The organism is Acetobacter cerevisiae (genome assembly GCF_001580535.1).
Lineage (GTDB): Bacteria > Pseudomonadota > Alphaproteobacteria > Acetobacterales > Acetobacteraceae > Acetobacter > Acetobacter cerevisiae.
In genome coordinates this window covers 38,843-64,871 of sequence record NZ_LHZA01000148.1, presented here as the reverse complement: position 1 = coordinate 64,871, position 26,029 = coordinate 38,843, and the positions used below count along the sequence as shown (strand labels likewise).

Sequence of the window (26,029 nt, the reverse complement as noted above, 5' to 3'; positions counted from 1 at the left end):
AGCCAATCCGGGCACCGTAGCCGCTGTTATCTTCTGCGCCCTCTACATTATTTGTGAGGGCAATCAGAGAATTCACATCAGAGATCACGATCTCTTTTGAAAAAGCCTTATCGAAAACATTACGAGCCAGCCACCGAGCATCGCCGTATTTTTTATCAGCATACAGCGCTGTCATGGTCTCGCCGTATTCCGCGCCCTGAGGGAATTTCTCGCTGAACCACGATTTCCCGCTAGAGCATGCGCCCCACTGGCGCAGCATGTTCAGGGTGATCTGTGGTTTGTTTTCGGGGGTAGCCGTCTGTGTCATTGCCCATCCGCCTGTTGCGTTGTGATGGCTAAATGTGACTCAAGGTGACATAATACGTCAAGTAGAAAAGTGACTAAAAGTGACATAAAGGAAAAATTTTCCTCTATGCGAACCTTGGGTGACATTGTTATATAAGAACATAATAGGAACAAGATACCCGGAGTCGCACAATGGCCGCCACCGAACGAATCATCTTCCAGCCCTATGTCTGGAAAAAGGTCGGCAAGCGCACGACGCTTGAGCCAGGAACCCCTGTTGCGTGCCGGGATGCCGAGGATGCGTTACGCAGGATTGAGAAGGTGAGGGGTGGCCTGCTCAGTGTGGCAGGCGCTCAGGCTGTCCGTATGACCGTCGATGAAGAAGCGGGGGATTACGGAGAGCCTGAGGTGTTGGGACGTGTGGGAGATGTGCCGGGCGCTAGTGAGTAGCTGTATTGGGGCCTGAAGTTACGGGCGGCCTGTCTGTCTGCCCAGATGAAAATCCTGAAGCCCATAATGCTTGGCCAGCGAATACCGCACCTACGATTGCTATAACAGTCGCTATCGCAGTTCCAATAATGATAGACTTCATCCCACTTACGCGCTCTGCAGTTTGGGAAATGGAGTGATCCATATTCTGAATAGACGCCATCATGGCATCGAATTTTCCATCTATGCGCGCCATTGCAGCGTCAAGACGAAGTTGCCCCTCTCGGTTTACGGCCTCAATTCGGTCCTCAAGCCTTCTGATCTCGCTATCCATTTCCATTCTCCTTTGGGAGCGACCATAAGTTGAATCTTGAGGAGTACAACTATCTAAATCAACAGGGTTTTCATCAGAGCTTTTTTTGCGGCTGTTTTCACGGTCAAATTTTGCCGTAATAACAGAAAGCCTTCTCGCTACATCCCTTTCATGCTCACTCGCCATTTGTTTCTTTCAATTCATCATTTTTTCCAACAAGCTCCTCAATCAAAGAAAGCATTCTATCAGAACATTTATAAAGATCAGACAGGTATTGTCCTCCATATTGCTCAGTAATTACATCTTCAAATCCATTTTTTATTAAAATAGAAACAGCTCCGCTGGCTTGCCCCGCAGCAAGGGCAATTTTTGCCAGTGCAATTCGCATTTCTTCGGGGCTGAGCGGACGGTTAAATCTTTCTGGAAGTTTCATAGTATCTTCCCTTCTGGATGAGTTGCTTGTTTTTCTGACATCTTTTTAAATAATTCCTCATCAGAAAATTATTGTTCTGGAGAATAGAATGGTTGGTAGATTACTGGCTGGAGGCCGCTAGCTTGCTCGTTGATGTTCCCCTTTTGTTCTGCCATACTCAGAACATGAACAAGGCAGTAAGAGTCGAGGGGGAGGGGTTAGGCGACATTGCTGTTGATGGCGGCTTTGATCATCGCCAGCACCATTCGTCGTTGCGGCTCGTTCATGTCGCGCCAAAGGCCGACCCAAGCAGCCTCCTCAGCACCATCATGGACGTTAGGCGCGACGTCCGGCGGAAGAACGCCACGGTAAAGATAGTCTATGGAAACCTGGTAAAAATCAGCTAGAGCAGCCAGAGAGGCAATGCTTCCTTGCTTTTTGTCTTTTTCAAGCATGGACAAAAAAGTGCGGCCCAAGCCGGTGGCTTCAGCAACGTCTATTTGATTCACACCTTTGGCTTCTCTCAAAGCGGAAAGCCGCTGTCCCATTGTCTGCTTCATAAACTCAGAGTGTCTTCTTTTATATAAAAGCGGGACTCTTTAGGTGACATTTTTACTTGACGTGAAGTGTCACCATAAGTCACATTCCGTGCATGACCATACGCACAATAATTGATCGGGTCGGTGGCCCCGCAAAGGTGGCCCGCCTGTTGGGATTGAAATCCCACTCATCGGTTCTGCGCTGGACCAAGGTCCCAGAACGCAGGATCGTCGCGCTTGAAGCCGCCACCGGCATCCCCCGCGAGGAACTACGCCCTGACCTGTTCAAGCGCACCCCCGCCACACAGGAGGCGCGGTCGTGATCGAAAATAACCACACGCCAAAAGAAAAAGAATTCTTCCGGCGCATAGCTATTGAGTGCGGGTATTTAATTACTTTAGGGCAGGACCAACGCCTGATTGCTGTACCGAAAAATATGCAGCGTAAATTTGGCGAACGACTGACGAGGGTAGCTGCATCACTCCGCTATGCAACTGAGTGTTTACCACATGATCTGGAACGAGAACTGTCAAAGTTCCTTTCACCGGAAACTCTGGACCAAATACGTCAAGAGCAATCTTTAACTCTACTTCACCGTTTGAAGCAGATTCAGCTTCCCGATCTAAAGACAGAAGTTTTAATGAAATGGAAGGTTGAGTTTGAGACATTAGATTTACCTTCTCGAAAAGAAAACAACTGCGGTCAGGAGCTTCCGACTCCCTCACGCACTGAAACGGTAGTCCCAGGCGGTGGCGCTGTCACCGAGCCGGGTACGCATGGCCGTACGGATGGGGGTGTTCGTCAATGATCCGCCTCCACAGAACCAGCAGCAAGACCGCCCAGACTGAGGCGCGCGAGGCACGTATGGCGTCCGCTGTGGCGATGCGCCGGGATGGATTAACCCAGCAGCAAATCTCTGATGAGTTGGGCATCTGCATAGAAACCATCCAAAGATATCTCAAGGACCACAAGGGAAAGAGTGGGCCGCAGCCGGGGGCTGAGCCAAAGCCAAAGCCCCGGATGTTCCGCCGCCACTGCCTGTGCTGCAACACGAAGATATCGGTCGAAAGCCCGTATCTGCGTATGTGCGGACCATGCCGGGGTAATGCGCGGGGTGCGATGCTATGACCCTCGCCAAAAAGACCGCCAATCCGCCCGCCGGGTTCAAGATTGCTTATTCCCGCACGACCGGCACGAGCGACTGGTCCGCGTTTGGAATGCAGAGATTTTCCCCAATCCACCTCGAACGGGTTGCCACGCTCGATCCCGACGTGTGGGTCCAATACGGCAACTGCGAGGGGCGGGATGTTATTTATGTGAGGGTTAAATAGATGGCTGACACACTCAACCAGTGGTCCGGCATCGGTCATCTTGGCCGTGACCCGGAAGTCCGCACGTTTGGCGACGGCGGCAAGATCGCGAACATCTCGCTTGGCTGCACGGATACCTGGCAGAAGGACGGGCAGGAGCAGAAGCGCACGTTTTGGGCGAAGGTGGTTCTTAAGGGCAACCGCGCCAACGTAGCTGACCACCTCAAAAAGGGCGACAGAGTGTTTGTTCAGGGCCGCCTTGAGGAGCGCAAATGGCAGGACCAGTCCGGCAATGATCGGTATTCCACTGAAGTTGTCGTGGATGGCTTCAGCGGGCGCGTTCAGTTCCTGACGCCCAAGAGTGAAAGCGGCCAAAGCCAGCAGGGCCAGCGCACCCAGAGCGGCGACCGCGGCCAGAAGGACGGCCAGCAGTCGGGCGGTTCGTGGGGCGGCGGGTACAATTCCGGCCCGCAGGATCTGGATGACGAGATCCCATTCAGTCCCTGCGTGGACTGACGCGCTCACCCAATGGCCCCGCACTCAACTTCCATTTCCGCGCCGATCTTCTTGAGCAGTTCTCTACGCTGCTCAATGGTCGCGTGCGGATGCATCCAGCGCCAGATCTTCGCAGTCCGTATCAGGGATTGCGCGAGATATGGGGTTTTGCTGTGCAGGTGGTCAGGCGCGGTATCAGCGGTATCCAGAGGTGAGAATGCGTTGGTGACGTATTCACCCCCGTATTCCACCGCTCCAAATTCAGTCTCCTTCTTCATGGCTTCTCCAGTTCTCTCGTTTCGCAAAACTGAGAATGGAGCAAAGCAATGTGGAATGATCGGACAGTTGAGGGCCGAAATCGGTCCATTTTGGGCCGGAGTAAGTCTGTGATGAGCAGCGCTTCCAGCCCGGTGAAAGAAACGCTTCTTGCGATGATAGCGAGGGAATTCAAACCCTACCGCTTCGCGCAGGAAATGCTGGCACGTGCAGCGAACAAAACGCCACGCGCCGCTAAGAACTGGCTGTCAGGCACCAACGCCCCAGACGCTGAGGCGCTGATCGAACTGATGGCCTCCTGTGACTCTATCGCTGCCGAGGTCAACGCTCTCGTGCAGCAGCGCCGGAAAGAGCGCGAAGGAGAGAAATGCCGTGGATCAAATTGCGGTTCCGCCGCTTCGTATGGCTCCAGCACCACCGCGGAGAGCCATCATTCCTGCATGTGATGTGGATCCAGTTTCTATGGTGTGACTGGGAAACGTGGGCCGACAAGATGGAACGCGCCCTGCGGGCCGCGCGGGAGGAGTTGAAGAAGTGACTCCATTCCCCGTGGAAGAAATCCGCCAACGCCTTGCAGATCGTGTTGACCTTGAAGGAGGTCAGCGCGCTCTGTCTCGCAAAATTGGCATACCGCAGCCGGTGATATCAAAAGTGTTATCAGGCTCTTCTGAAACAATTCCCGAAAGCGTCATCAACGCGCTTGGATATATCGTGCGCCCCATGTGTGTGCCGGCCCTGAAAGGCATGAACCGATGACTGATTTCCCGAAAGAGCATAACCAGTTTTCCGGTGGCGATGATGCCGCAGTCGGCGGCATTGCCGCTGATCGCCTGCGGTCGATCATAGAAAGAACCGAAAGGCTCGAAGAGGAGCGGAAGGCTTTATCCGGCGATATCAAGGATATCATGACCGAGGCCAAGAGTGCCGGGTTCTGCGTGAAAACCATCCGCCAGATCATCCGCATTCGCAAGCAAGACCCTTCTGAGGTGCAAGAGCAGGAAAGCCTGCTCGACATATATCGCCGCGCTTTAGGGCTGTAGGTATGCTGAAATCTTTCCTGCGTCCCGATACTAATCTCCGGCGCGAAAACACAGAGCTGCGGGCAGAGAATGCCCGCTTCCTTGGCGCAGTGGCCCGGCGTGACCGCGAGAACAAAAACCTACGCGAGGAGAACAGACGGTTGCGCCTTCAGGTCGATGCCCTGAAGCGTGGGCGGCACCGAGACGCAGAGGGGAAATTCGTATGAGGACGATACGTTTCGAGCTGCCCTTTGCCTACGCGCTCCCGAATAGAACGCTCAGGCAGCACTGGAGAGCAGCCACCAAAGACAAGCGCACGATGCAGCGGGCGGTCATGGCAGCTACGGCAGGCCAGACGCTCACGGAGCCAATGCAGCGCGCTCACATCCTGATTGAGCGGCATGGCGTCCGTGCGCCTGATCCGGACAATCTGGTGGGTGGCGCCAAGCGGCTGATTGACTGCCTGACCACGCCGCGCCTGCTGAACGTCCGCAAGCCGGGGACACGCCAGCGCGTCAAGAACAAGCGCGGGATGGGCTTTGTCGTGGACGATGGGTCGGAGCATGTCACGCTTGAGGTCAAGCATGTTCCGGCTCGGCTCTGCGCTCAGAAAACCGTCGTGACGATTACGGAGATTTTGCCGTGAGAAACACCAGTTTTCCCACCAGCACAGAGTACCCAACCCTGCGCGAACCTGCTAAAACGACGAAAGCCGCCGGTGCGTCAACACCGGGCGGCTTTCTGACCAACTTCTTGGAGTAACAAGACGATGGCTGCTCATGCGATAGCACCACAATGCACCAATTTAAAGCCGCTTTCTACACCTCAAAACACAATCCGTGTGCAGGGCATGCAGCGCATTCTTGAGAAGCGCCGTGCGCTCATAGCGGCCTTAGATGAAGCTATCGGTTATGGCTTTACCGAGGTCGAAGTGGGTGAACTCTATGAGACCGAGGCAATGTTTTTCCGCAACGCACGTGAATGGACGGGGTCAAACTAATGGCCGGGCGCAATTGGTCCAAGTTCTGGTGGCAGGACTGGCAGCGCGATCCTGCGCTTAATTTATGCTCTCTGGAGGCCCGCGGCCTGTGGATGGATATGCTTTGCATCATGGCAGATGCAGAGGAAAAAGGCGTTTTAACGATCGGGAAAACGAAAGTTTCTTCAAAAGAACTCGCGCAACTTTCCAGAATTTCTGAAAAGAAATGTAAAAAACTTGTCGAAGAACTTGAAAACAACGGCGTTTTTTCTCGCGATGAAAACGGGTTTATCTTCTCTCGCCGCATGGTTCGAGACGCTGGAATTTCCCGGAAATCTGCCGAAAATGGCAAGAAGGGAGGCAATCCGGCCTTAACCCAAAATGACGACAAGGGGTTAACCCCCGGCTTAAGCGAAGGGTTAAACCCCACGCGGACAAAAGCAGAAGCAGAAGCAGAAGCAGAAGCAGTAAGTAAAAGCGCGCGCGCTGCAAAAGATGATCCTGATGATTGGGTCTCGGCCAACTGGATGGAACTTGGTAATGACGTGCTGGCCATCGCCGGGCACAACCCAGCCAACGCCATGACGCCCACCGGCATCGTTCGCCAGTGGCTTGCCGATGCCCGTTCTGTCGGTCACTCGCTGGCCACGGCCCGTGAGGTGATCCTGTCGGTTGTCCAGCAGCGGTGCGACCGGGGGAGTGGGAAGGGGAAAGCCCCGGCATGGTTCAACGTCCCGGTGTCCGAAGCGATCCGAACCGGGTGTGTGGTGACTGCGGCAACCGAGCAGCCAGTGGACGCCAGAGCCATTCAGGACGCCTACCGGGACCACGTGCTCTGGTGCTCAAACCACCGCGAGAAGCGCAAGCCGTTCGAGTTGTTCGAGGCTGAGTGGCGCGAAAGGCATGCGGCATGAGCGGGCTTTTCGATGCTGCTGCGGTGCAGGCGGAAATGCCGCGCAACCTTGCCGCCGAGCAATCCGTCCTTGGGGCCATCCTGACCAACAACCGGGCCTATGAGGCCGTTTGCGACTTCCTCGAGCCCCGGCATTTTTACAGCCCGGTGAACGGATGGCTGTTCGAGCAGATCCAAGGGTTGATCCAGACCGGCGGTGTCGCCAACCCGGTGACGCTGAAGCCACTGATCGACGGCGCGGACAGACTGGCAGACGTTGGCGGATTCAAGGCTCTGGTGCCGATCCTGATGAATTCGTTTATCGGGATGCCGACGGTCAAGGGCGATGCCACAGCAATCCGGCAGGCATGGGTCCAGCGCGAACTGCTCCAGCTCTCGGCTGACATGCGGGACATGATCGTCACCCCAGACGGGAACTCACCGGACGAGGTGGTCGATTACGTCGAGAACGGTTTGCTGACGCTGGCGCATGGGCGGCAAGACGTGCGTCAGTCTTCGCTCTCCGATGCCATCCAGCGCGTTCTGCAGGCGTCGGAAGATGCATCCAAGCGGGACGGGATTGTCGGCGTATCGTCTGGCTATGAGGGGCTGGACAACATCGTTGGCGGCTTCGAGCCGGGCACACTGACGATCATCGCCGGGCGTCCTGCCATGGGCAAAACGGCGGCAGGCGTTGGCATTGCGGTCCGGTCGGCAAAACGGACTGGCAAGCGGGTGCTCTACTGGTCGGGCGAGGTCAGCGCCGAGGCAATCTCCCAGCGCATCATCGCATCGAAAACTAAGATCCCGGTGATCTGCATTCGCTCCGGCAAGAACCGTGGACGCCAGCTTGAGGACGGCAAGTTCTCGGCCAGCACGCCGCTGCGTCAGGAGCAGTTTGACCGCATGGTCGTGGCGGCCCGGCAGTCGCAGGACATACCGCTCGTGATTGACGACACCCCAGCCATCACGGTGGCCAAGCTCTATGGGATTGCCCGGCGGATGGCCCGCTCCAAAGAGGGGCTCTCCATGATCGTGGTGGATTATCTGGCTCTCATGCGCGGGACGCAGCAGGCTCGGAAGCAGGGCAAATATGCCGAGGTCTCGGAAATCAGTGCGGACCTGCTGGCGTTGGCGAAAACGCTCGGCGTGCCGGTCATCGCCTTGCAGCAGCTTAACCGCGAGGTGGAAAAGCGCGACGATAAACGCCCGTCGAAGTCTGATCTGCGGGATAGTGGCAATCTGGAGCAGGACGCTTCAGTCATCATGCTGCTCTATCGCGAGGAATACTATCTCGACCAAGAGGGGCCGCCGAAGCAGAAGCCCACAGAGAGCGGGGATGCCTGGATGACCCGCGTCGATCAGTGGGAAAAGCACAAGGACGCGGTGCGCGGGAAAGCTCTGTGGATCATCGACAAAAACCGGCAGGGCGAGACTGGCACCATCCAGATGCTCTTTGACGGACCTGGCACGTGGTTCCGCGATGTAGCCGAGGGCGAGGGAAGTGAACCGTGGTGAAAACAGCCACAGCACCCGCCACAGCCACCCGAAACCAATCGGAGCATACGTGGGAGCCGGAAATCATCAGCGGGCAATGTAGGGGGATTTAAGGGTATGTTCGAGAAAGTTGGAACTAATGAGTGGGAAGAGGTGCCTTGGGACGAATGGCAGGACCCGTTTAAACCTCTGGCGCCGGTCGCAGGGGGCGTGACCAGCCACGAGCCAGAGCCCGGCCTACTAGACGAGGAAATCCTGCCGCTCGAAGCCGACTGGCTCAAAGGGCCGGAATAAAACACCCAGAACAGAGCAGGGAGTACAGAAAGACCTGTACTTTTTGCGGGAGGTGTGATTCTATTTTGGGATGTAAAATCCTGAAAATCCCAGTGATTGCCGCCACCCCAACAATGCTGGAGTTTATGCGCCACCTCGGAATTGGGCGGTCGCTTGTGCGGCCACTCAGGTCAAGCATGGGGTGGCTTTGACTGAGGCGCAGAAGGTGGCGGTGGAGGCGGCGAGGAAATGACCGGTTCCCTGCGCTGCGATGGCAAGCTGCGGTTTGACAGCCGGAAGCGTGCTGAACAGCGTGCCCGCATTATGCGCAGGGATCGGGAGCGTTCCGTTGAGGTCTATCCGTGCCGCGAGTGCGGCGGGTGGCATATCGGCGGGAATGAGTTTTCGAAGCACACAGTCAGGCCTGTTCGGCGGTGTGTGCAGATTATGGTTGGAGGGTTGGAGTGAGTGACGCGCCCGCTGCTAACAGCGGCAAGCAGCGGAAAAAACCGCCGGTGGGTAAACCATTTCAGAAGGGGAAATCTGGCAATCCAACAGGGAGGCCAAAAGCTCTCAAGGAAGTGGTGGAGCTTGCACGCTCTCACACAACAACAGCTATCGAGGCTCTTGCTCGCATAGCCAGCAGTCAGACTGCTCCTGAAAGTGCTGTTGTCTCTGCTGCCAATGCGTTGCTTGACCGCGCATGGGGAAAGCCAAAGGACACGGTGGCGCTCGAGAATGCAGAAGGTGGGAAGCCCTTCCAGATCGTCATCCGCAAACTGAGCGATGGCTGAACTCCAAATTCCTGCGTATGGTTGGCATCCTCGTGATTGCCAAATGCCTCTCTGGACCTATCTCGAGAATGGCGGCAGGCGCGCCTACGAAGTTGCCCACCGCCGATGGGGCAAGGATGATGTAGCTCTAAACTGGGCCGCAGTGTCTGCCCTCACGAAGGTCGGCAACTACTGGCACATGCTTCCAGAAGCTAGCCAAGCACGAAAAGCGATCTGGGACGCGGTGAACCCCCACACGGGACGCCGGCGCATTGATGAGGCCTTCCCAGCAGAGATCCGCGCCACGACCAAAGAGCAGGAAATGTTCATCCGGTTTATCAACGGATCGACATGGCAGGTCGTGGGGTCTGACAACTTCAATAGCCTTGTGGGGTCAACGCCAATCGGAGTGGTGTTTTCAGAATGGGCATTAGCTAACCCATCAGCATGGGCGTTCCTTTCTCCTATCCTTCTGGAGAATGGTGGGTGGGCAATATTCATCACCACACCGCGTGGGCGCAACCATGCGAAGACGTTCTTCGATGCCATGCGCGACGAACCAGGTTGGTTCTGCGAGGTCTCGAACGTTGAAAAGACAGGGCGCTTCACGCCCGAACAACTGGCGGCAGAAAAGAGACAGCTTGTGGCGCAGTATGGCGAAGACGACGGCAACGCGAAATATGAGCAGGAATATGACTGCTCCTTCGATGCGGCCATTCAGGGCAGTTACTACGGCAAGCTCATGAAGGCGCTATATGAGTCAGGGAGGATTAGCGACGTACCATATGATCCGTCATTGCCGTGCGTCACGGCGTGGGATCTTGGTTATGGCGACAGCACCGTCATCTGGATTGCCCAGCAGCGCGGACCGGAAGTGTCTGTGATTGATTGCATTGCAGGCTCTGGCATGGGGCTTGATTGGTACGCCAAGCAGCTTTCGGAAAAGCCCTATACCTACAAGCAGCATATCGGACCGCATGACGCGGAAAATGGTGATGTGGGAACCGGCAAGCGGCGAATTGATATCTTGCGCAGTTTGGGCGTCAAGCCGATGAGGATATTGCCGCGGACTGGCGTTGATGACGGTATCAGCGCAGCTCGAGCTCTGTTGCCTCGTTGCAGGTTCGACAAAAAAAAGTGCCAGCGCGGCATTGATGCGCTCGAGCAGTATCGCAAGTCATGGGATGACAAGAATAAGGTTTTCCGTGACAAGCCGCTGCATGACTGGGCTTCAGATTATGCTGACGCATTCCGCTATCTGGCTGTCGGACTGCGCGACCGAGAAGGCGATATGCTGAGACAACCAGTCAAGCCCCGCCTGCAAATCCCCACCACCGGAACCGGCTGGATGAGCGCATAGGAATTTCTTCCTAATTTACTGTACAGATTCCCATATGCTGTGGTACTACATGAATTATGGTCGAAAATGCTGATCTGATTGCTGAAGTTCAGAAACGTTACGATGAGTCGCAGGCGCATACGAGCCAGTGGCGCAGTCGGGCACGTGATGACCTACGCTTCTTCCATGCCGATGCTTACAATCATGCGCAGTGGGATGATGCTGTTTATCAAGCGCGTTCTGGAACATTCGGTGGATCGCCTCGTCCATGCCTGACGATCAACAAAACTGCCCAGCATGTCTTTCAGGTTGAGAATGAAGCCCGGCAGTCTCAGATGGGGGTCAAGGTCAATGCGACCGGTTTTGGCGCGATGTCAGAGGCGGCAGATGCGCTGGAAGGCATTGTGCGGCACATCGAGTATCAGTCCAACGCCCAGCAGAACGCGTATGCCTGCGCCATTCAGGGGCAAGTACGCTCAGGCCTTGGCTGGGTTCATGTCGTCACGGACTACGTGCCGGACGCTGATACGTTTGATCAGGATTTTTTCATAAAATCCGTTCCCAATCCACTGAATGTCTATTTCGACCCAGCCGCCCGCGAACCAGATCACTCGGATCAAAACTGGGCAATGATTGTTGAGGAGATGGATCGCGCCGAGTTTGACCGGCAATACCCAGGACACGATGATATCTCTCGTGACCCGTTATCTGGCATTGAGTCCAATAGCGGGTGGGTGAGCGAGAACACCGTCAGGGTGGCGACCTATTACCGGCGTAGCGAAAAGAAAGACACGCTCTGGATGACGCCAGACGGTCCGATGCGGCAGAGCGAGATGCCAGAGGAGATGGTGGAGCTTTTCCGTGGCATGAAAGCCCCGTCACGGCCTGTGACCTCTCATGCGGTTGAGAAGATCATCATTGCTGGCAACGCTGTCATTGCGCAGGGCGACACAGTCTTTTCCCTGATCCCGCTGGTCCCGTTTGTGGGGATTGAGACATGCGCAACAGACGGCAATGATGCGGACTATGCTGGGCTTGTTCGGTTCCTGATCGACCCGCAGCGCATGTTCAACTATACGGCCAGCGCCTTTGTGGAGAGCGTTGCGCTCCAGACCAAAGCACCGTGGCTGGCCTGTGCCGAAGCCATTGAGGGGTACGAACAGCAGTGGGCTGCTGCGAACACCAGCAATGCTGCGTATCTGCCATATAATGCGGTTGATCATGATACCGCCGCGACTCTGCCCGTTCCCACGCGCATTGATCCGCCGTCTGGCTCGACAGGGCATTTGCAGGGCATGCAGTCCGCCGACCAGTGGATGCAGATGGTTACCGGCCAGTATCAGGCCGAGATGGGCGCACCGGGCAACGAGAAGTCAGGTGTGGCCATTCAGCAGCGGCAGCGCCAGTCTGATACAGCCAATTACCACTACACAGACAATCAGGGCATGGCGCTGCGCTACATTGGGCGCTTGCTCATCAGCGCCATTCCGAAAGTCTACGACACGCAACGGGCCGTTCAGTCGCTCGGGATGGACGGTACGCAGACCGGCGTAGTCGTTGACCCGAATTTGCAGCAGTCTGCCACAGTCGCGCTGCCTCCGGGGCCTGATGGGCAGCCGCAGCAACCACCGCAGGGCATGTCACTAGCTAAGCAACGGCAGATTGAGGGGGCAATTCTGGCCATCAATCCCACGATTGGCCGGTATGATGTTGAAGCGGATGTGGGCCCAGCTTTCGCAACGCGGAGACAGGATGCGTTCAACGCCCTGACGCAGATTGTGCAGGCAGACCCACAGTTGATGGGGCAGATTGGCGACCTCGTATTCCTGAGTGCTGATTTCCCACTTGCCGATGAGATTGCCGACCGCCTCAAGCCCGCGTCTGATGATCCGCGCCTAGGGCAGGCTCAACAGATGATCCAGCAGTTGCAGGGGCAGATAGGTCAGTTGCAGCGGCAGCTTAAAGACAAGCAGGCTGATACCCAGATTAAGGCCGACGCGCAGCAACATACGCAAGTCAAAGATGCGATGGCGGAAGATACTGCCCGGTATAAGGCTGAGACCGACCGAATGGCGGCCATTGGCTCGACTGATCCTGATGCGTTGCGCGTGTTGGTCCACCAGCTTGTGGCTGAGGCGTTGCAAGGGGGAAGGCAGCAGGAAGTTGGGCCTATGCCAGCCATGCAGGACGGCCCCCCCGGAAATCTGCCGCGCCTGTCTTCCTCAAACCCGCCGGGCGGAGAAATCCATGCCGCTAACCCAGTGATAGGAGCTGTTGACGTATGAGCGAAACAATCGAAGCCCCAGCCGTAGATACCGCACCTGATATCAATAACGATATCACTCAAAGCGCATCTGAGGGAGTAGAGCAGGGTTCCCAGCCGGAAGGCGCTGAGCCTAGCCAGCCTGCTGCACAGACGGATGATAAAAAGCCTGTGCCCGCATGGATGCAGCGCAAGATTGATAAGATCACGTATGAGCGTCGTGAGGCTGAGCGACGCGCACAAGCAGCGCAGGAAGAAGCCGCGCAATATGCCCGCGCCCTGAAAGCGTCCCGAGGCGAAGAAGAACCAGCCCCGGAATTGACGGCCGACCAGATACGCGAACAGGTGCAGCGCGAATACGAGCAGAAAGCACAGCGGGAAACTGAGGCACGGTCGTTCAATGATCGGTGCAATGCCATTGCGAGTGCCGTGCAACAGGCAGACCCAACGGCCAACCCCAGTACATTGACGCAACTCCTTAGCGAGCAAGCTGGGTTAGATTTCAAAAATGCATCCCATCGCCAACTGCTTTCTGATATTTCAGAGTTGCCAAATGCTGGCGCAGTGTACTACGCTCTGGCTCACGACCCAGATAAGGCGAGTGAAATTTTCGACGCTCCCGAGCGCCGTCAATTTGCTTTGCTGGAACGGTTCGCGGGAACACTGGCCAAACCAGAACAGGTACAGCAGGAAACCCAGCCTGTAGCACCTCAGGTTTCAAAAGCCCCGCCGCCGGTAAAAGCGCCAACTGGGGCGGCATCAGGTGGGAAGCGGTCTATTTATGACCCCAACATTTCCGCCGCTGAATTTGACCGTTTGTGGAAAGCGGGCGTTCGGTCCTAACCTGCGCGGGGCAGTAACCCCGCAAACGCCACGAGGGCGCTAACTCGGCTGTTTCCGGTGCTCGTAACCGGCACACGTTCTGCCTTTGGCGAGAGCGGCACGATAGGCGCAAAAGCGTCACTGTATATTGTGAGCCGAAACCCGTGGCTACTAATCAGCTTATTAACGACATGATCATCACCAAACGCGCCCTGCCGCTGTTTCGTGACACCAACGGCTTCATCAAGAACGTTGATCGTTCCTATGACAGCTATTTCGGCAAGTCTGGGGCGAAGATTGGCGCGTCCGTCAACGTCCGCTTGCCGAACGACCCGGTTGTAGGCGATGGCGCGGTTGTCAGTCCGCAGTCCATCACCGAGCGTTCCATCCCGCTGACGATTGCTTACCGCAAGCATGTCTCTCTCGCGTTTGATACGCAGGAACGCACCCTGAATATCGATGATTTCAGCGGGCGCTACATCGAGCCGTCAGTCAACAACCTGACCGGCACTGTTGCCAATATTGCCATGCAGCTTGCGCTGGGTGCAGCCAACATGGTGCGCAATACGGACGAGAAGGGCAACACCATTGCTCCGTCCTCTGACACATGGCTGAAGGCTAAGGCGAAGCTGACCAAGCAGCATGCGCCGACCATGGACCGCTTTGCCGTTCTGGACCCTGACACGGATGCCAATACGGTGTCTGGGCTGATGGGTCTGTTCAATCCGCAGGCCAAGATTGGCGACCAGACCACGACCGGATCCATGCAGGCCCCGCTTCTGGGCGTCAAAGAGTGGATCAGCGACCAGACGTGTCTTGTTACCACCACGGGTTCTTACGACGGCAAGGCGACCGCTACCGGCAGCGTGACCAACATTACCAACACCGGCAACGCCATCCCTGGGCAAATCAGCCCGACAGCATACCCGCAGAATTCGGTCATTGGCTGTTCTGCGCTGAATGGCGGCCTGAATGTTGGTGATGTGATCACCATTGCTGGCGTCAATCAGGTGAACCGTGTGACCAAGCAGTCTTACGGCGTTCCCATGCAGTTTGTGGTGACGCAGCCCGCTGCTTCTGGTGCCACGTCTGTTGTGGTGTCGCCCGCTCTGGTTGGCCCGGCTACTGATGGCTCTCAGGCACAGTATCAGACGGTGGACAAAGCCCCGCAGGCTGATGCTGTCATCAATCTTGTCGGCAAGCAGGGCGAAACCATCCGCCGCAACCTGCTGTTCAACAAGAAGGCCATGACGATGGTGACTGTTGACCTGATGGAGGTCAATAAGGGCGTCGTGGATTGCGGTATGGCAAACCTCGACGGCATCTCTATGCGTACGTTGACCTACTACAATGGCACCGACGACACGCTTGGAACCCGCCTTGATGTGCTGTTCGGTATTGGCGTACTGCGCCCTGAATGGATCTGCATTGTGCCGGATATCATCGAAGCGGGCTGATGCGTCCGTATCCAAAATGCCTGCACCACCCGAACGGTTACGAGACCGTGACTGTTCGGGACGCAGAGGAAGAAGCGCGGGTGAGAGCCCGCATGATGGGCCGTCCTGTGCCTGAGCGCCGGAACGCGCCACAACAGCAGGTAATGCGGCGGAAGGGACGCCCTCCAAATGGACGGAACACCTGACAAAACGACAGGCTATCTGGTCTCTGACCTAGTCGGCATGGCCCTGCGTCAGATTGGTGTTGGCGCTATGGGCACAACTGCCAGCGGTCCGGACACAGCAGATGGCATCATGCATCTCAATATGATGCTCGCCCAATGGCAGCGACGTCGCTGGATTGTTCCCAATCTGATTGATCTGTTCTGCACCAGCACGGGCGCTTCCCACTACAATGTGGGACCCGGCCAGGCATTTGATATGCCTGTACGAACCGACAAGATTGAGTCTGCCTATGCCCGGATTTTGCTCAATGGAGGCACGCCATCGACCGCGGGGGACTTCGATGATGGTGACTTCAACCGCGATTTCCTGTTGGGGAGCAACGGCTTGGAGAACGGGCAAAATCCGATCGATTTCCCGCTGACTATCATCCAGTCCTACGAGGATTATTCCGGGATTGGGCTGAAGGGGCTCAGGGCATGGCCCATCTATGCCTATTACGACCCGGCGTACCCATATGGCCGCTTCATGCCTTGGCCCATACCGCCAGCAGAGATGTGGGAATTGCACATTCTGGTGAAGCAGCCTCTTCTGACCAATCTCGCGCCTGACAGCATCATCAACCTGCCACCAGAATACTGGGACGCACTCATGTGGTGCTTGGCGGCACGTATGGCCCCCTCTTACGGGCAGGAAGCCTCTCCCACGGTTGTGGCGTGCGCCAAATCCGCGATGAATACGATCCGCACCGCAAACACACAGATACCGACGCTAGGGATGCCAGCAGCCCTGACGCCAAGCAATGGCGGCTTCTGGTGGCCCGGATTGGAGATACAAAGACTATGAGGAAGTTTTTTATAGCACTGCTGGTTGCGGCGGCCCCCTCGGCTGCCATGGCACAAGCAATACCCATGCTGGCGCGTCCGGTGCCCCTTGATGGACCTCAGGGTATGCGCGCAGCCCTTTCGACCAAAACAGACGTGAATAACGGGACGCTGAATGCGCCAAACATCGATGGTGGCACGCTGGACGGCAAGCAGACGGTCGGCAATGTGGGCACGGCCACCCGAACGCTGTCCAACCACTTCCTTGATATTGCCAACCCCCTCGATTTCGGGGCTGCTCCGGGGGCAGCAGATAGCGCGACCAGCCTGCTGGCAGCTTATTCCTCTTCCGGGGTGCCAATCATCAATATTCCATTCAGTCAGTCGGGTTATAATGTCGGTACCCTGACCGGATCCTCCAATCTGATCAACAGCAGCGGACAGTTGCTCAACTGGAACCTTGGAATTTCATTCCTCAATGGCAGCAGGTTTTCAGGAACAGGCATCGGCGCGCCAGAGACCGGTGGGGGTGCATTCAATTCCACCTACACAAACCCATGGAACGTGACCACCAACCTGAAGATGGAGTTTGACCCGGCCGCCCTGCCGCAAAAAAACAAAGTGACTAATCAGGCGCTTTCCATCGAGTGCCGCCCAAATCGTCCCAACGGCAACGACCAGACGCCAACCCGGCACTGGATTGCGTGCGTCTATCGTGGCGCGGATACAGGGTCTGGAGGCGCGTCGGGAACGCAGATCAATACCGAGGTCGACAATGACGTTCTGAATCTCGATACGAACTCGGGTACCGCTTACGAGATCGACGTGAACGTCAATGGTGCCGTGGCAGATGGGGGCATCTCACGCGGGATTTTCGTTACAGGCGGCGGGATTGCGGGGAACGCGTTCAATTCCGTTGCGCTTGATATCCAGCATGGGACCTATAGCGGAACCGGATCGCTAAACTGGGGGGCTGGCGTATCCGTGCGTAATTCTCTCAAAGCGTTCATGGCGTTTGCGGAAAGCGATAATCAGGGCTCCCTGTATCAGGGGTATAACAGCAGCGGAACGCAGGTTTTTAACGTCGATACGAACGGTTATGTGACCACACCTGGCATCATTTCCAGTGGAACAACGCTCGCCTCCACGGCTGGGAAGATAGCCTTCAGCGCAACCGCAGAAAATGCTGACGACTATGTCGCGATAAAGGCGTCACCATCTGACAGCGGCTTCTTTTTCCGCGCATTCGATACGAATGGAGATACCCTCTCTTCTGTCGACAAAAATGGTTATGCTGTGATGAAGGGCCTCCAGCTGACAGGGGGATACACACCCACTGCATCGACGACATGCAGTAAGGGCACGATCATGAACGACGATAGCTATCTGTATGTCTGTACGAGCGCCGGGGCATTCAAAAAAGTGGCGCTTGGGGCGCTGTAATGGCTTTGCAGCGCATAAACCTGTCAGGCGGCTCATATGATGCGCGGGCCGTTTCTGTAGCCGCGCAACGCTGTCTCAACCTGTATGCCGAGCCGGTCCCGCCAGATGATGGAGAGCCGGTCCGGTTTGCATATTACCTGACACCTGGACTGAAGCGGATAGCATCTCTGTCTGGGGTTGTGCGCTGCCTGTACCAGACCACACAGGGGGATCTGATTGGTGTAGCTGGCTCGCAGGTTGTGGTTATCAGCAACGGTGGCGATGTCACCGAAATAGGCAATATTTCTCCTGGAGAACTACCTGTTCGCATGTGCGACAACGGGGCATGCCTGTTTATCGTCGACGGCACCAGTGGGAATGGGTGGTACTGCTCTATGCCGCTGCTGCCCGGCAGTTCACAGCCCAGCACGACAACATTCGGCTATACTGTCAACAGTAGTGCCCCGGCTGGGGCCACCAGCCTGACGGTCGAGAGCGCGTTCGCTGTTAAGGCCGGATACGTCTATACCCTATCAGGCGACGGCATTGCTGATGGTACAACCGTTATTAGCGCATCTGGGGCTCTGTCCGTCACAACGTCAGGTTATGCGGCGGCAGGGTCTGCTCATATAACCGTCCAGAGCAAAATAAGCGCGGTAAACGGGTGCGTTATATCTGGAGGCAGCCTTCCTGCCGGGACTACTATTGCATCAGTGACACCAAGCGCTGGCAACAGTGATTATACCGATATCACACTATCAGTTGGAATCACTTCTGAAATACCAGCAAACACGGTTCTGAGTATTCTGTCAGTCTGGAATGATAGCGGCGGATATACAACGCTTGCCCTGTCGCAGGCGACCACGGCAGATATTATGGCCGCAGCTTCAATATCGCTGAAAACAGCATCATCCTCACCATATGGAGAGTTGACCAAAATTTCTGACGATGCCTTCTATGGGTCGCCAACGATTGATATTCTGGATGCGTTTTTTCTGTTCGTGAACCCGAACACAACCAATTGGTACACCAGCCCGGCACAGTTCGCGGATGAGAACCAGACGCCGTTTGATAGCCTGTATGTGGCCAGTGACGCGACGAGCCTCGGGACGATCATGGGGCTTGCAGTTCTCGGCCAGTATATCTGGCTGTTTGGACGTAATCAGATTGAGTTCTGGTATGACAGTGGCGCTCCTGATTTCCCGTTCCAGCGCGTGCAGGGCGTGACGTTGGAAACAGGCTGCCTCAGCCCTTACACAATCGCTCGCATTCCAACCACGGCCGTTACGCCCAATGGAGGCCTTATGTGGCTGGGGCACGATCGCGCCGGCAATGCCCGCGTGTATATGGGCCAGCAGACCACAGGCGCTCCGGTGTCGACGTTTCCGGTGGAGGGAGCGCTTCAGGATGCGCCTGATCTGACGAAAGCGGTAGCCAGCGTTTACCAGCAGGAGGGTCACGTCTTTTATGTCCTGTCCGTACCGGGCCAGTCGTCTTGGGTCTACGATGTGTCAATCGGCCTATGGCACGAACGGTGCAGCCTCGATGCAAACGGCGATGAGATTCAGCACCGGGCCGGATGCTGGGCGGCGGCATATGGAAAAGTGTTCGCTGGTGATTTCGAAAATGGGTCGATCTATGAGGTCGATCTCGACACATTCACCGACAATGACGGCCCCATAAAACGGCAGCGCGCGTTTCCTCACCTGCTGACTGATGGCACACGTAGCATCCATCGGCAGTTCATGCTCGACATGCAGAATGGTGGTGGGCAGATAATTTCTGTGGACTGGTCCGATGATCGAGGCGCATCGTTTTGCACGCCCCAGACACTCACGCTTGGCACGTTCGGGAATGCATGGCCGTCAATCTGGAGGCTGGGGCTGGCACGTGACCGGGTTTATCGCCTGACATGGACGGCTCCCGGCAAGACTGCGCTGATGGGTGCGTTCATTGATCTGGAGCCCGTCCGATCATGAGCGCGACACCAAAGGTTCTGAACAGCCCTCTTCCGATACAGATTTGCAATCAGGACGGCACACTGACACCTCAGGGATATGCATTCCTGCGTCGTCTCTGGGAACGTACTGGCTACGCACCCGGAACAGACAGCGCATGGACAGCGCAGGAGGCTGATATTGCCCTCCTCTCGGCAGCACAGGCGCAAAGTATGGCGAATGCTGCACTAACTGAAGCCAAGGCCGCGCTTGAGCTGGCAACGCAGGTATTGCTCGACGCGCAATCCATACGCTCTCAGGCATTAAAAGCATTGGAAACGGCGCAGGATTCATCTATTCTTGCAGCCACGGCACGCGGCAACGCTCAGGCGGCACAGAATCAAGATGAGAGCATGACCTTTGCGGTCATGAACCGTTGATGGCCGTTATCGCGAAATCTTTACAGTCAGGAACGACACTCACGTCGTCAAAAGCATCAGTCTTCACCGCCGGTTCCGGGACATACGTCGTCACCAGCGGAGTTCTGTCCAATCCGACCACGGAGGCCGTAGCGTTCACACTTCAGATCAAGCGATCTGGCGGCGTAGCGCTCGACCTGATCCCGGAACGGTCCATTCAGGCAAACGGGACCGACCTTCTTCCTGAGCTATCGAGCCTTGTCCTGACAAGTGGCGACCAACTGCTTGCGTCGGGTGCCGGGCTTGTCTGCGTTCTCAACGGATATGCGCTCTCGTGATTTACACAGCCCCACCAATACCCGGCGCGTCGTGCAACGATATTGGCGCGATCAATCGGGTTATAACGCACCCTGAAATCTATGGAGATACCGGGCGGATCGCAGACGTGCAGGACCGGCTGGTTATCGCGCTGCCGGGAATTGTTGTTGGGTTCAGGCAGGTTCAGACTCGCGTCCATGAGTGCCATCAGGCTGTAGTTCCAGAGAGGCGCGGCAGGGAGGCTATTTCGATCATGCGCCAGATCAGGGACTGGTGGTGGGACACACAGCCATCTGACCTGATGATTGCTCCGATACCAGATAGCGCACGGCAGGCTCGATTTACCATGCATGCTCTAGGGTTTTCCAGATGGAAGAAATTTGATTCGCCATGCGCTGATGGGGTTACGCGCCCTCATGTAATTTATAAAATGGAACGACCGCAATGAGTGATACGTTCGGAGTGGGGCAGGCAGCGCAGGCGGCAACGACAGCCGCAACGACAGCCGCTCAGATGGCTATGGCACAGAAGGCCATGAACCGGGCCAATGAGACTGGCAAGGAAGTGGCCTCAAATTTGACGCAGGCGGGGACAAGCGCAAACGCGCTGCTGGACCCATATGCAGATTCGGGGACAAACGCTCTCAATACTCTGTCTAATGGCCTGACAGAGAGTTATCTACAGAACACTCCAGGCTATAAATGGAACCTGCAACAAGGCGAGCAGGCTGCCACCAATAGCGCGGCGGCGCGGGGGCTCGCGAATAGCGGGGCCGCGCTGAAAGGCGCTTCCACCTTTGCTTCAGGTTTGGCTGACAGCACGTATCAAAACCAGTTTAACGATACGAATACGCTGGCCAATTACGGCTACAACGCCCTCAACCAGCAGGGAACAAACACCCTTAACGCCGCCAACCTGTCTGGCCAGGCGCGTATGGCAGGTGTTGGCGCGGCAATGGCAGGCACAACAGCGCAGGCGAATGCCCTACAGAACGGCCTCAATAGTCTGGGCAATCAGGCCGCGAACTATGGCAGCAATTATGCTGCCTACAACAAGCTGATTAACGGCGGGACAGGGAAGGCGGACTAATGGCCGGATTTGACATGAACGCCAACGCTCTGCTCGGCATCGGGCAGGGAACGGTCCAGCCGCAGGTTAACCAACTGCAAAACATTGCAGCCGCGCAGGAGATTAAAAATCAGGCGCTGGCCTATAGTCAAAATGCATTGGCAATGGCGGCTAAAAAAGCCTCCGGAGCAGCCTACGCCAATAACTATAACCAGCTAACGGGCAAATATAACATGCCCGGCGTCTATAAAGACATGGGCGCAACGGAAGCGGGACAGTATGGCCTGCCCGAAGCCGTAACTACTGGTCTTGTCCAGCAGGGACAGGGGGTTACAAACGATACGTCACAACTCAACCTCAACCAGCATCGCATGGGCATGATAGCAGGCATGCTGGCACCCTACGCGAACAGGCAGAATCTTACCAAGCAGGATTTGGCTCCAGCATACGGGAGCGCGATTGCTCATGGTATCATGACCATTGATCAGGCAAACCAGAGCTACGCCTCTCTGCCGCAAGATGGTGATGCACTCAAGCAGCAAGTTCGTGGGTTGTACGATGCCGCCTCCGGGCCTGAGAGCGCCTACAAAGATGGATACGGGACTATGCAGCTTGTGGACGTGGGTGGCCATCTGGAATGGCAGAATGTTGGCTCTGCTGCCAGCGGGCAAGGCGGTGTGCAGCAGGGGGCACCTATCTCAAAAACCCTTTCCCCGAGTGAAGCAACAACGCCGCAACCTTATAATGCCCCGGACGGAACCCCAAAGTTGGGAACACGCGCTGACGTAGTGCGGGCAAATGGGCAGGGCGGATATTTAGACACCACTGGCAAACCAACGGTGCCCGTCGATGTTATGGGGAATGGGCGCTATCAGGGTGATGCGGGCCCGTTTGCTGGGGGCGGAGCATCGCCTCAGACGGGTGGCTTCACGCAGGGGCCTGCCCCCGGAACCATTGAGGCGCAACGGGCAATCGCCGAAGCTAGTGCGAAAGAAGCAAATGCCCTGATGCAGACGGCATCGCAGCGAAATGATCGGATGAGTATTCTCAACAATATGGAGAATGATCTTACGGGGTTCCATAGCGGACCCGGCTATGAAAAAATTCGAAGACTTGCATCTCTAGCCAATGTTGTTTCACCCATTCCGTTTGATGAGGGCGGCCTAGAAAACGCGGAAGGCTTCAATAAGTTTGCCCAGCAGCTCGCTAATGCTCAGGCGCAGGTGTTGGGCGCATCTGACGCGCGGCTTAGTGCGGCAGAACATTCCGGCCCCAACAGCAAATTTCAGGAGGGAACCAATAGAAAGCTGATCCATATAATGAAAGGAAATGAGGAAGCAATAAATGCCATGATGAATGCTTGGCAGAATTCTGGTCTTCCTGCTTCTCAATTTACCGCATGGCGGCAGAAATTTAACCAGAACTTTACCCCCATGGCTTTTCAGTTTCTTCAAATGACCCCCGCCGAGCGAAAGGAGGAAATGGATGCGATGAAAAAAAATGGGATAGCTGAGGCTTTTAAGGTGAAATATAGTAGCATGGCACGCGCCGGGCTGGTTCCGAGTGGCAGATAATCTTGACCAGCATTACGAGCGTGCTGGGAAATATTGGGGCGTAGACCCTACTCTGCTGCGCGCCGTGCATATGGTGGAAGACCCCGGCGGAGATCCGGATGTGAAAAGCCGCGCTGGGGCTGTGGGCCACATGCAGATCATGCCAGCCACTGCACAAAGCCTTGGCATAGACCCACACGACCCGGTGCAGTCTATCTATGGCGGCGCGAGAGTCCTGCGAGAAAATCTGGACCGATACGGGGATGTTCCCGATGCCTTACGTGCCTACAATAGCGGAACAGACCGCACCAAATGGGGGAACCCTGAAACTATGGCGTATCCTCAAAAGGTCGCAACGCAGTATGCTGGGCTACAGTCTGGCGATGATCCCTTTGCGGGGCCGGGGACTTCGGTTTCACCAGATAGGAAAGAAAGCGCCCCGCCTGGCACTGAAGAATTTGATAAAATGTTCGGCGACTCATATGAGGGTCATAGCCATCCTGCGCAAAAAAAAGCTGACACGGCTGAATTTGATAATGTCTTCGGCCATGAAGAAGATAGTTCTCTCCCTATGCGTGCCCATGCCCATCAAGGCACATGGCTTGGGAATCTGGCGGAGTTTGGCCGCAGTGCAGACGAGGCCGCGCAGAATGAACTTCATCGTGGGGCGCTATTTGTCGCCAGCAAGATACCGGGGCTAAAGCATGCCTTGGCAGGGACCAGTCTGGACTTTGACGCAAGACGTGCGGCTGCTGATGCGCAGGATAAGAAAATAGCAGCGCAGCACCCCTATGCCGTTCCCGCAGGCAAGGCGTTAGCCGGTACGGAAGCTGCTGTTATGGGTGCCATGATCGGCAACCCACTTCTTGCGGCGGCAGGAGGAGAGGCGGCAGCGGCATTGGGCGGCACTGCTGGACGCGCCGTTCAAGCCGGGACTAATCTTTTAGTAGGCAATGGCGGCCTCGGCACCCGCATGGCAAGTGGCGCGATACAGGGTGGCGCACTGGCAAAAATGGAGGGTGAAAACCCTTGGTGGGGCGCTGGGGCCGGCGCGCTTGGAGTGCCCATGTTTGAGGGTGCCGGGGCCGCTTTAGGGTATGCTGGCCGCAAACTTGGAAACGCGGCATCGTCCGTAGTAAACCGCCTTGCCCCGCCGCTTGAAGGAGATGCGGCCAGTCTTGCTGCCGCCAGCAGAGAAGCTCCTTCTGCGGCGACGGAGGCGGCTTCAAGCAGTGCGCCGGATACAGCCGGGATTACTGGGGAAAAAACCGCAGAGGGAGAGGCTGGCGAAGCGCAGACCGCAACACAAGTTCCCCCTGAAGCAATCAAACTGGGGCTTTTCAGTAAGCCGCAAGATGCTGAAAAGCTGGCGCAGACTATTCTGGAAGATTCCCAAAAAGGCGGCCCAGTTCAGCTTGTTGAGTCAAAAATTCCGGGTGTTCGACTTACGGCATCTCAGGCTACAGGGAACCCAGGCATTGCCCTTATTGAGCGGCAGCGTCGGGCAGCCAATCCCAACCTGTTTACGGCGCTGGAACAGCAAAATTCGGCGGCTCGAAATGCATATGCTCAAAAGGTGATCGGCACACCAGAACAGCTTGAGGCGGCGGAAGCAGCCAGAAATGCGGCTGAGGTGCAGCACCGTGAGGCGGCTTTCAGTGATGAGCAGCCTGTGGATGTAACGCCTATCAGGCAACACCTTGCTCGGTTGATTGACGACAATGCAGGGCGAGAAACGGTTCAGCAGCCTTTGATAAGCGTCCTGAAATCCGTGAATGCCGTTGCGGATAAGGACGGTCTGGCGATGCCCGGCAAACTGTGGAACGTTCGCAAATTCATGGGGGATATGGTGGCTCCGCGTGCACGGGGCACCGCCAGCGATGGGCAGGCAGCGGCTTCCCAGTTGCTGGACCTCAAGCCAACTGTCACGGATGCTATTAATTCCGGGGCTCCGGGGTTTGACCGCTATTTACAGCAATACGAAGAGCTGAGCCGCCCGATTGATGCAATGCGCCATTTGCAGGCTGCGAACCTGACAAACTCGAATGGGGATGTGGTTCTTAATAGACTGGACACATACGTTAAAACGCTCAGGCGAAACCGGATGAAGCCCGGCGTTCGGGATTCTGATGCTGTTACGGACGAGCAACTTCAGGCGCTCGAAGATCTGCGCGATGATTTCCGGCTTGAGGCCCGAAAGGACCTTGGGAAAGCAAGGGGTTCTGACACAAACGTCAATTTGTTTACCAACAGCAAGATGCTGGATATGGCACAGGGCGCATCTGCAAAAATAGCCGGGGCTGCTGGCGTTGGTTTGGGAGGGGCTTTAACGGGAGGCTGGGATGGCGGACTGCTGGCCGCCGCAGCCGGGAAAACGCTGGCAGACGCTGCCGCAAGAAGAGCGGCAGCAAGAGCCGCTATCACAAAAGATAAGACACTGAACTATTTGGACAATATGCTGGCTAATCCTTACCCAAAAAAGTGACGCCATTTATCATCCGGTCGAACTGCCGGGCTCGGTGGCGCTTGACCGCATATGGGATGAAGGATGCTGCCCCTATCGCCACAAGGAATATCAAGGCTCCAGGTGGGTCGGGACGCCCCTGATCCTTGCAGGAAACGTATTCAATAAGGACCAAAAGGATAGGAAGAGGAAGCGCAGGCCAAATACTACCCCGCACCCACCACATAAAGAACACGAATGCCGCGACGACGTAGAGCAGAACCATACCCCCACATACCACAGAGTAGCGGCGCGGGGGTAGGGTCTTCTTAGGCTATGGCTTTTTGCTCCTGCTCTTCCAGATCGCGCCACATCTGCATGATGGCTCTTGCGCCAGCTTGCAGATATTCCCGCGCCATTGGCGACGGGAGCTTCCCTTCTTCCATATCCGCCACGACACGCAGTGTCAGGCCAAGGTTTGACGCGAGGGTGTAGCAATTCATCTTCCCG

The 26,029-nt window shown here is 56.2% G+C and carries 33 protein-coding genes; 26 read left to right on the top strand and 7 right to left on the bottom strand.

Going from position 1 to position 26,029, the window contains the following annotated elements; translation table 11 throughout:
• Positions 1-307, bottom strand: a 307-nt coding sequence (locus AD928_RS09175) for a YdhT family protein (RefSeq protein WP_209436680.1), incomplete at its 3' end; no start/stop codon positions are given.
• A gap of 170 nt (positions 308-477) precedes the next feature.
• Here AD928_RS09175 and AD928_RS09170 point away from each other — a divergent pair.
• Complete coding sequence (locus AD928_RS09170) at positions 478-735, top strand: hypothetical protein (protein ID WP_062249995.1); 258 nt, start codon at positions 478-480, stop codon at positions 733-735.
• Here the strand turns inward: AD928_RS09170 and AD928_RS09165 are convergent.
• From AD928_RS09165 to AD928_RS09155, 3 genes are all read right to left on the bottom strand, one after another.
• Positions 725-1,213 carry a hypothetical protein gene (locus AD928_RS09165; protein WP_156470166.1) on the bottom strand — a complete coding sequence of 163 codons (489 nt, stop codon included), beginning with the start codon at positions 1,211-1,213 and terminating at the stop codon, positions 725-727. The two genes, AD928_RS09170 and AD928_RS09165, sit on opposite strands and share 11 nt — an antisense overlap.
• The gene (locus AD928_RS09160) at positions 1,203-1,460 is read right to left on the bottom strand and encodes a hypothetical protein (protein WP_062249991.1); all 258 of its coding nucleotides are present in this window, start codon (positions 1,458-1,460) and stop codon (positions 1,203-1,205) included. The genes AD928_RS09165 and AD928_RS09160 overlap by 11 nt, the downstream gene beginning before the upstream one ends.
• A gap of 197 nt (positions 1,461-1,657) precedes the next feature.
• Positions 1,658-1,999, bottom strand: a complete 342-nt coding sequence (locus AD928_RS09155; protein ID WP_062142506.1) for a helix-turn-helix domain-containing protein — start codon at positions 1,997-1,999, stop codon at positions 1,658-1,660.
• A 92-nt stretch (positions 2,000-2,091) separates the two neighbouring features.
• Here AD928_RS09155 and AD928_RS14485 point away from each other — a divergent pair, with 92 nt between their 5' ends.
• The 5 genes from AD928_RS14485 to AD928_RS09140 are packed head-to-tail and all read left to right on the top strand — an operon-like array spanning position 2,092 to position 3,804.
• Positions 2,092-2,301, top strand: a complete 210-nt coding sequence (locus AD928_RS14485; protein ID WP_082779836.1) for a YdaS family helix-turn-helix protein — start codon at positions 2,092-2,094, stop codon at positions 2,299-2,301.
• The gene (locus tag AD928_RS14480; RefSeq protein ID WP_082779835.1) at positions 2,298-2,786 is read left to right on the top strand and encodes a hypothetical protein; all 489 of its coding nucleotides are present in this window, start codon (positions 2,298-2,300) and stop codon (positions 2,784-2,786) included. The genes AD928_RS14485 and AD928_RS14480 overlap by 4 nt, the downstream gene beginning before the upstream one ends.
• Positions 2,783-3,106: a helix-turn-helix domain-containing protein gene (locus tag AD928_RS15385; RefSeq protein WP_062249989.1), complete on the top strand. Its 324-nt coding sequence runs from the start codon at positions 2,783-2,785 to the stop codon at positions 3,104-3,106. Before AD928_RS14480 ends, AD928_RS15385 begins: the two co-directional genes overlap by 4 nt.
• Positions 3,103-3,309: a hypothetical protein gene (locus AD928_RS09145; protein WP_062249988.1), complete on the top strand. Its 207-nt coding sequence runs from the start codon at positions 3,103-3,105 to the stop codon at positions 3,307-3,309. Before AD928_RS15385 ends, AD928_RS09145 begins: the two co-directional genes overlap by 4 nt.
• Positions 3,310-3,804: a single-stranded DNA-binding protein gene (locus AD928_RS09140; RefSeq protein ID WP_062249986.1), complete on the top strand. Its 495-nt coding sequence runs from the start codon at positions 3,310-3,312 to the stop codon at positions 3,802-3,804.
• A gap of 5 nt (positions 3,805-3,809) precedes the next feature.
• On the opposite strand, the gene AD928_RS09135 is transcribed toward AD928_RS09140, so the two are convergent.
• Positions 3,810-4,061, bottom strand: a complete 252-nt coding sequence (locus AD928_RS09135) for a hypothetical protein (RefSeq protein WP_062249984.1) — start codon at positions 4,059-4,061, stop codon at positions 3,810-3,812.
• A gap of 111 nt (positions 4,062-4,172) precedes the next feature.
• On the opposite strand from AD928_RS09135, the gene AD928_RS14800 reads away from it, so the two are divergent.
• The 7 genes from AD928_RS14800 to AD928_RS14790 all read left to right on the top strand — a co-directional run bounded on the left by AD928_RS14800 (position 4,173) and on the right by AD928_RS14790 (position 8,740).
• On the top strand, positions 4,173-4,505 hold the full coding sequence (locus AD928_RS14800) for a hypothetical protein (protein ID WP_156470165.1): 333 nt from the start codon (positions 4,173-4,175) through the stop codon (positions 4,503-4,505).
• Between the two features lie 306 nt (positions 4,506-4,811).
• A complete protein-coding gene (locus AD928_RS09125) occupies positions 4,812-5,099 on the top strand; it encodes a DUF2312 domain-containing protein (protein ID WP_062249980.1) in 288 nt (95 codons plus the stop codon).
• Between the two features lie 202 nt (positions 5,100-5,301).
• A complete protein-coding gene (locus AD928_RS09115) occupies positions 5,302-5,724 on the top strand; it encodes a hypothetical protein (RefSeq protein ID WP_062249976.1) in 423 nt (140 codons plus the stop codon).
• Between the two features lie 123 nt (positions 5,725-5,847).
• The gene (locus AD928_RS14795; RefSeq protein WP_156470164.1) at positions 5,848-6,078 is read left to right on the top strand and encodes a hypothetical protein; all 231 of its coding nucleotides are present in this window, start codon (positions 5,848-5,850) and stop codon (positions 6,076-6,078) included.
• Positions 6,078-6,971: a hypothetical protein gene (locus AD928_RS09110; RefSeq protein WP_062249974.1), complete on the top strand. Its 894-nt coding sequence runs from the start codon at positions 6,078-6,080 to the stop codon at positions 6,969-6,971. The genes AD928_RS14795 and AD928_RS09110 overlap by 1 nt, the downstream gene beginning before the upstream one ends.
• The gene (locus AD928_RS09105) at positions 6,968-8,467 is read left to right on the top strand and encodes a replicative DNA helicase (protein ID WP_062249973.1); all 1,500 of its coding nucleotides are present in this window, start codon (positions 6,968-6,970) and stop codon (positions 8,465-8,467) included. The genes AD928_RS09110 and AD928_RS09105 overlap by 4 nt, the downstream gene beginning before the upstream one ends.
• A 96-nt stretch (positions 8,468-8,563) precedes the next feature.
• A complete protein-coding gene (locus AD928_RS14790; protein WP_156470163.1) occupies positions 8,564-8,740 on the top strand; it encodes a hypothetical protein in 177 nt (58 codons plus the stop codon).
• 165 nt (positions 8,741-8,905) lie between these two features.
• On the opposite strand, the gene AD928_RS14785 is transcribed toward AD928_RS14790, so the two are convergent.
• Complete coding sequence (locus AD928_RS14785; protein ID WP_156470162.1) at positions 8,906-9,133, bottom strand: hypothetical protein; 228 nt, start codon at positions 9,131-9,133, stop codon at positions 8,906-8,908.
• Between the two features lie 50 nt (positions 9,134-9,183).
• Between AD928_RS14785 and AD928_RS09095 the strand changes: the two genes are divergently transcribed.
• From AD928_RS09095 to AD928_RS09030, 13 genes are all read left to right on the top strand, one after another.
• The gene (locus tag AD928_RS09095; protein ID WP_156470161.1) at positions 9,184-9,513 is read left to right on the top strand and encodes a DUF5681 domain-containing protein; all 330 of its coding nucleotides are present in this window, start codon (positions 9,184-9,186) and stop codon (positions 9,511-9,513) included.
• Complete coding sequence (locus tag AD928_RS09090; protein ID WP_062249969.1) at positions 9,506-10,852, top strand: terminase large subunit domain-containing protein; 1,347 nt, start codon at positions 9,506-9,508, stop codon at positions 10,850-10,852. Before AD928_RS09095 ends, AD928_RS09090 begins: the two co-directional genes overlap by 8 nt.
• A 56-nt stretch (positions 10,853-10,908) precedes the next feature.
• Entirely contained in the window at positions 10,909-13,116 is a 2,208-nt protein-coding gene (locus tag AD928_RS09085) for a portal protein (protein ID WP_062249967.1), read from the top strand.
• A complete protein-coding gene (locus AD928_RS09080) occupies positions 13,113-13,937 on the top strand; it encodes a hypothetical protein (protein WP_062249965.1) in 825 nt (274 codons plus the stop codon). Before AD928_RS09085 ends, AD928_RS09080 begins: the two co-directional genes overlap by 4 nt.
• 143 nt (positions 13,938-14,080) lie before the next feature.
• Complete coding sequence (locus tag AD928_RS09075) at positions 14,081-15,373, top strand: P22 phage major capsid protein family protein (RefSeq protein ID WP_156470160.1); 1,293 nt, start codon at positions 14,081-14,083, stop codon at positions 15,371-15,373.
• 168 nt (positions 15,374-15,541) lie between these two features.
• Entirely contained in the window at positions 15,542-16,381 is an 840-nt protein-coding gene (locus AD928_RS09070; RefSeq protein WP_062249960.1) for a hypothetical protein, read from the top strand.
• A gap of 104 nt (positions 16,382-16,485) precedes the next feature.
• A complete protein-coding gene (locus AD928_RS09065) occupies positions 16,486-17,802 on the top strand; it encodes a hypothetical protein (protein WP_156470159.1) in 1,317 nt (438 codons plus the stop codon).
• A complete protein-coding gene (locus AD928_RS09060) occupies positions 17,802-19,760 on the top strand; it encodes a hypothetical protein (RefSeq protein WP_062249956.1) in 1,959 nt (652 codons plus the stop codon). The genes AD928_RS09065 and AD928_RS09060 overlap by 1 nt, the downstream gene beginning before the upstream one ends.
• Entirely contained in the window at positions 19,757-20,158 is a 402-nt protein-coding gene (locus AD928_RS09055; RefSeq protein WP_062249954.1) for a hypothetical protein, read from the top strand. The genes AD928_RS09060 and AD928_RS09055 overlap by 4 nt, the downstream gene beginning before the upstream one ends.
• Positions 20,158-20,475: a hypothetical protein gene (locus AD928_RS09050; protein WP_062249952.1), complete on the top strand. Its 318-nt coding sequence runs from the start codon at positions 20,158-20,160 to the stop codon at positions 20,473-20,475. Before AD928_RS09055 ends, AD928_RS09050 begins: the two co-directional genes overlap by 1 nt.
• Before the next feature lie 424 nt (positions 20,476-20,899).
• Complete coding sequence (locus AD928_RS09040) at positions 20,900-21,544, top strand: hypothetical protein (protein WP_062249948.1); 645 nt, start codon at positions 20,900-20,902, stop codon at positions 21,542-21,544.
• Positions 21,545-21,558: 14 nt separating this feature from the next.
• On the top strand, positions 21,559-23,097 hold the full coding sequence (locus tag AD928_RS09035; RefSeq protein ID WP_156470158.1) for a hypothetical protein: 1,539 nt from the start codon (positions 21,559-21,561) through the stop codon (positions 23,095-23,097).
• Positions 23,087-25,561: a lytic transglycosylase domain-containing protein gene (locus AD928_RS09030; RefSeq protein WP_062249944.1), complete on the top strand. Its 2,475-nt coding sequence runs from the start codon at positions 23,087-23,089 to the stop codon at positions 25,559-25,561. The genes AD928_RS09035 and AD928_RS09030 overlap by 11 nt, the downstream gene beginning before the upstream one ends.
• Positions 25,562-25,848: 287 nt before the next feature.
• Here AD928_RS09030 and AD928_RS09025 read toward each other — a convergent pair whose 3' ends face one another.
• Positions 25,849-26,022, bottom strand: coding sequence for a hypothetical protein (locus AD928_RS09025; protein WP_156470157.1), 174 nt, complete (start codon positions 26,020-26,022; stop codon positions 25,849-25,851).
• Positions 26,023-26,029: the final 7 nt, after the last annotated feature.

Bases quoted from the DNA above. Each gene is read 5' to 3' on its own strand.
- AD928_RS15385 (WP_062249989.1), top strand. From the start codon at position 2,783: ATGATCCGCCTCCACAGAACCAGCAGCAAGACCGCCCAGACTGAGGCG.
- AD928_RS09155 (WP_062142506.1), bottom strand. From the start codon at position 1,999: ATGAAGCAGACAATGGGACAGCGGCTTTCCGCTTTGAGAGAAGCCAAA.
- AD928_RS09170 (WP_062249995.1), top strand. From the start codon at position 478: ATGGCCGCCACCGAACGAATCATCTTCCAGCCCTATGTCTGGAAAAAG.
- AD928_RS09070 (WP_062249960.1), top strand. From the start codon at position 15,542: ATGGACGGAACACCTGACAAAACGACAGGCTATCTGGTCTCTGACCTA.
- AD928_RS14800 (WP_156470165.1), top strand. From the start codon at position 4,173: ATGAGCAGCGCTTCCAGCCCGGTGAAAGAAACGCTTCTTGCGATGATA.
- AD928_RS09035 (WP_156470158.1), top strand. From the start codon at position 21,559: ATGAACGCCAACGCTCTGCTCGGCATCGGGCAGGGAACGGTCCAGCCG.
- AD928_RS09060 (WP_062249956.1), top strand. From the start codon at position 17,802: ATGGCTTTGCAGCGCATAAACCTGTCAGGCGGCTCATATGATGCGCGG.
- AD928_RS14790 (WP_156470163.1), top strand. From the start codon at position 8,564: ATGTTCGAGAAAGTTGGAACTAATGAGTGGGAAGAGGTGCCTTGGGAC.
- AD928_RS09040 (WP_062249948.1), top strand. From the start codon at position 20,900: ATGAGTGATACGTTCGGAGTGGGGCAGGCAGCGCAGGCGGCAACGACA.
- AD928_RS09085 (WP_062249967.1), top strand. From the start codon at position 10,909: ATGGTCGAAAATGCTGATCTGATTGCTGAAGTTCAGAAACGTTACGAT.
- AD928_RS09065 (WP_156470159.1), top strand. From the start codon at position 16,486: ATGCGCGCAGCCCTTTCGACCAAAACAGACGTGAATAACGGGACGCTG.
- AD928_RS09140 (WP_062249986.1), top strand. From the start codon at position 3,310: ATGGCTGACACACTCAACCAGTGGTCCGGCATCGGTCATCTTGGCCGT.
- AD928_RS09090 (WP_062249969.1), top strand. From the start codon at position 9,506: ATGGCTGAACTCCAAATTCCTGCGTATGGTTGGCATCCTCGTGATTGC.
- AD928_RS09025 (WP_156470157.1), bottom strand. From the start codon at position 26,022: ATGAATTGCTACACCCTCGCGTCAAACCTTGGCCTGACACTGCGTGTC.
- AD928_RS09105 (WP_062249973.1), top strand. From the start codon at position 6,968: ATGAGCGGGCTTTTCGATGCTGCTGCGGTGCAGGCGGAAATGCCGCGC.
- AD928_RS09050 (WP_062249952.1), top strand. From the start codon at position 20,158: ATGGCCGTTATCGCGAAATCTTTACAGTCAGGAACGACACTCACGTCG.
- AD928_RS14485 (WP_082779836.1), top strand. From the start codon at position 2,092: ATGACCATACGCACAATAATTGATCGGGTCGGTGGCCCCGCAAAGGTG.
- AD928_RS09135 (WP_062249984.1), bottom strand. From the start codon at position 4,061: ATGAAGAAGGAGACTGAATTTGGAGCGGTGGAATACGGGGGTGAATAC.
- AD928_RS09165 (WP_156470166.1), bottom strand. From the start codon at position 1,213: ATGGCGAGTGAGCATGAAAGGGATGTAGCGAGAAGGCTTTCTGTTATT.
- AD928_RS09110 (WP_062249974.1), top strand. From the start codon at position 6,078: ATGGCCGGGCGCAATTGGTCCAAGTTCTGGTGGCAGGACTGGCAGCGC.
- AD928_RS09145 (WP_062249988.1), top strand. From the start codon at position 3,103: ATGACCCTCGCCAAAAAGACCGCCAATCCGCCCGCCGGGTTCAAGATT.
- AD928_RS09115 (WP_062249976.1), top strand. From the start codon at position 5,302: ATGAGGACGATACGTTTCGAGCTGCCCTTTGCCTACGCGCTCCCGAAT.
- AD928_RS09080 (WP_062249965.1), top strand. From the start codon at position 13,113: ATGAGCGAAACAATCGAAGCCCCAGCCGTAGATACCGCACCTGATATC.
- AD928_RS09160 (WP_062249991.1), bottom strand. From the start codon at position 1,460: ATGAAACTTCCAGAAAGATTTAACCGTCCGCTCAGCCCCGAAGAAATG.
- AD928_RS09125 (WP_062249980.1), top strand. From the start codon at position 4,812: ATGACTGATTTCCCGAAAGAGCATAACCAGTTTTCCGGTGGCGATGAT.
- AD928_RS14795 (WP_156470164.1), top strand. From the start codon at position 5,848: ATGGCTGCTCATGCGATAGCACCACAATGCACCAATTTAAAGCCGCTT.
- AD928_RS09055 (WP_062249954.1), top strand. From the start codon at position 19,757: ATGAGCGCGACACCAAAGGTTCTGAACAGCCCTCTTCCGATACAGATT.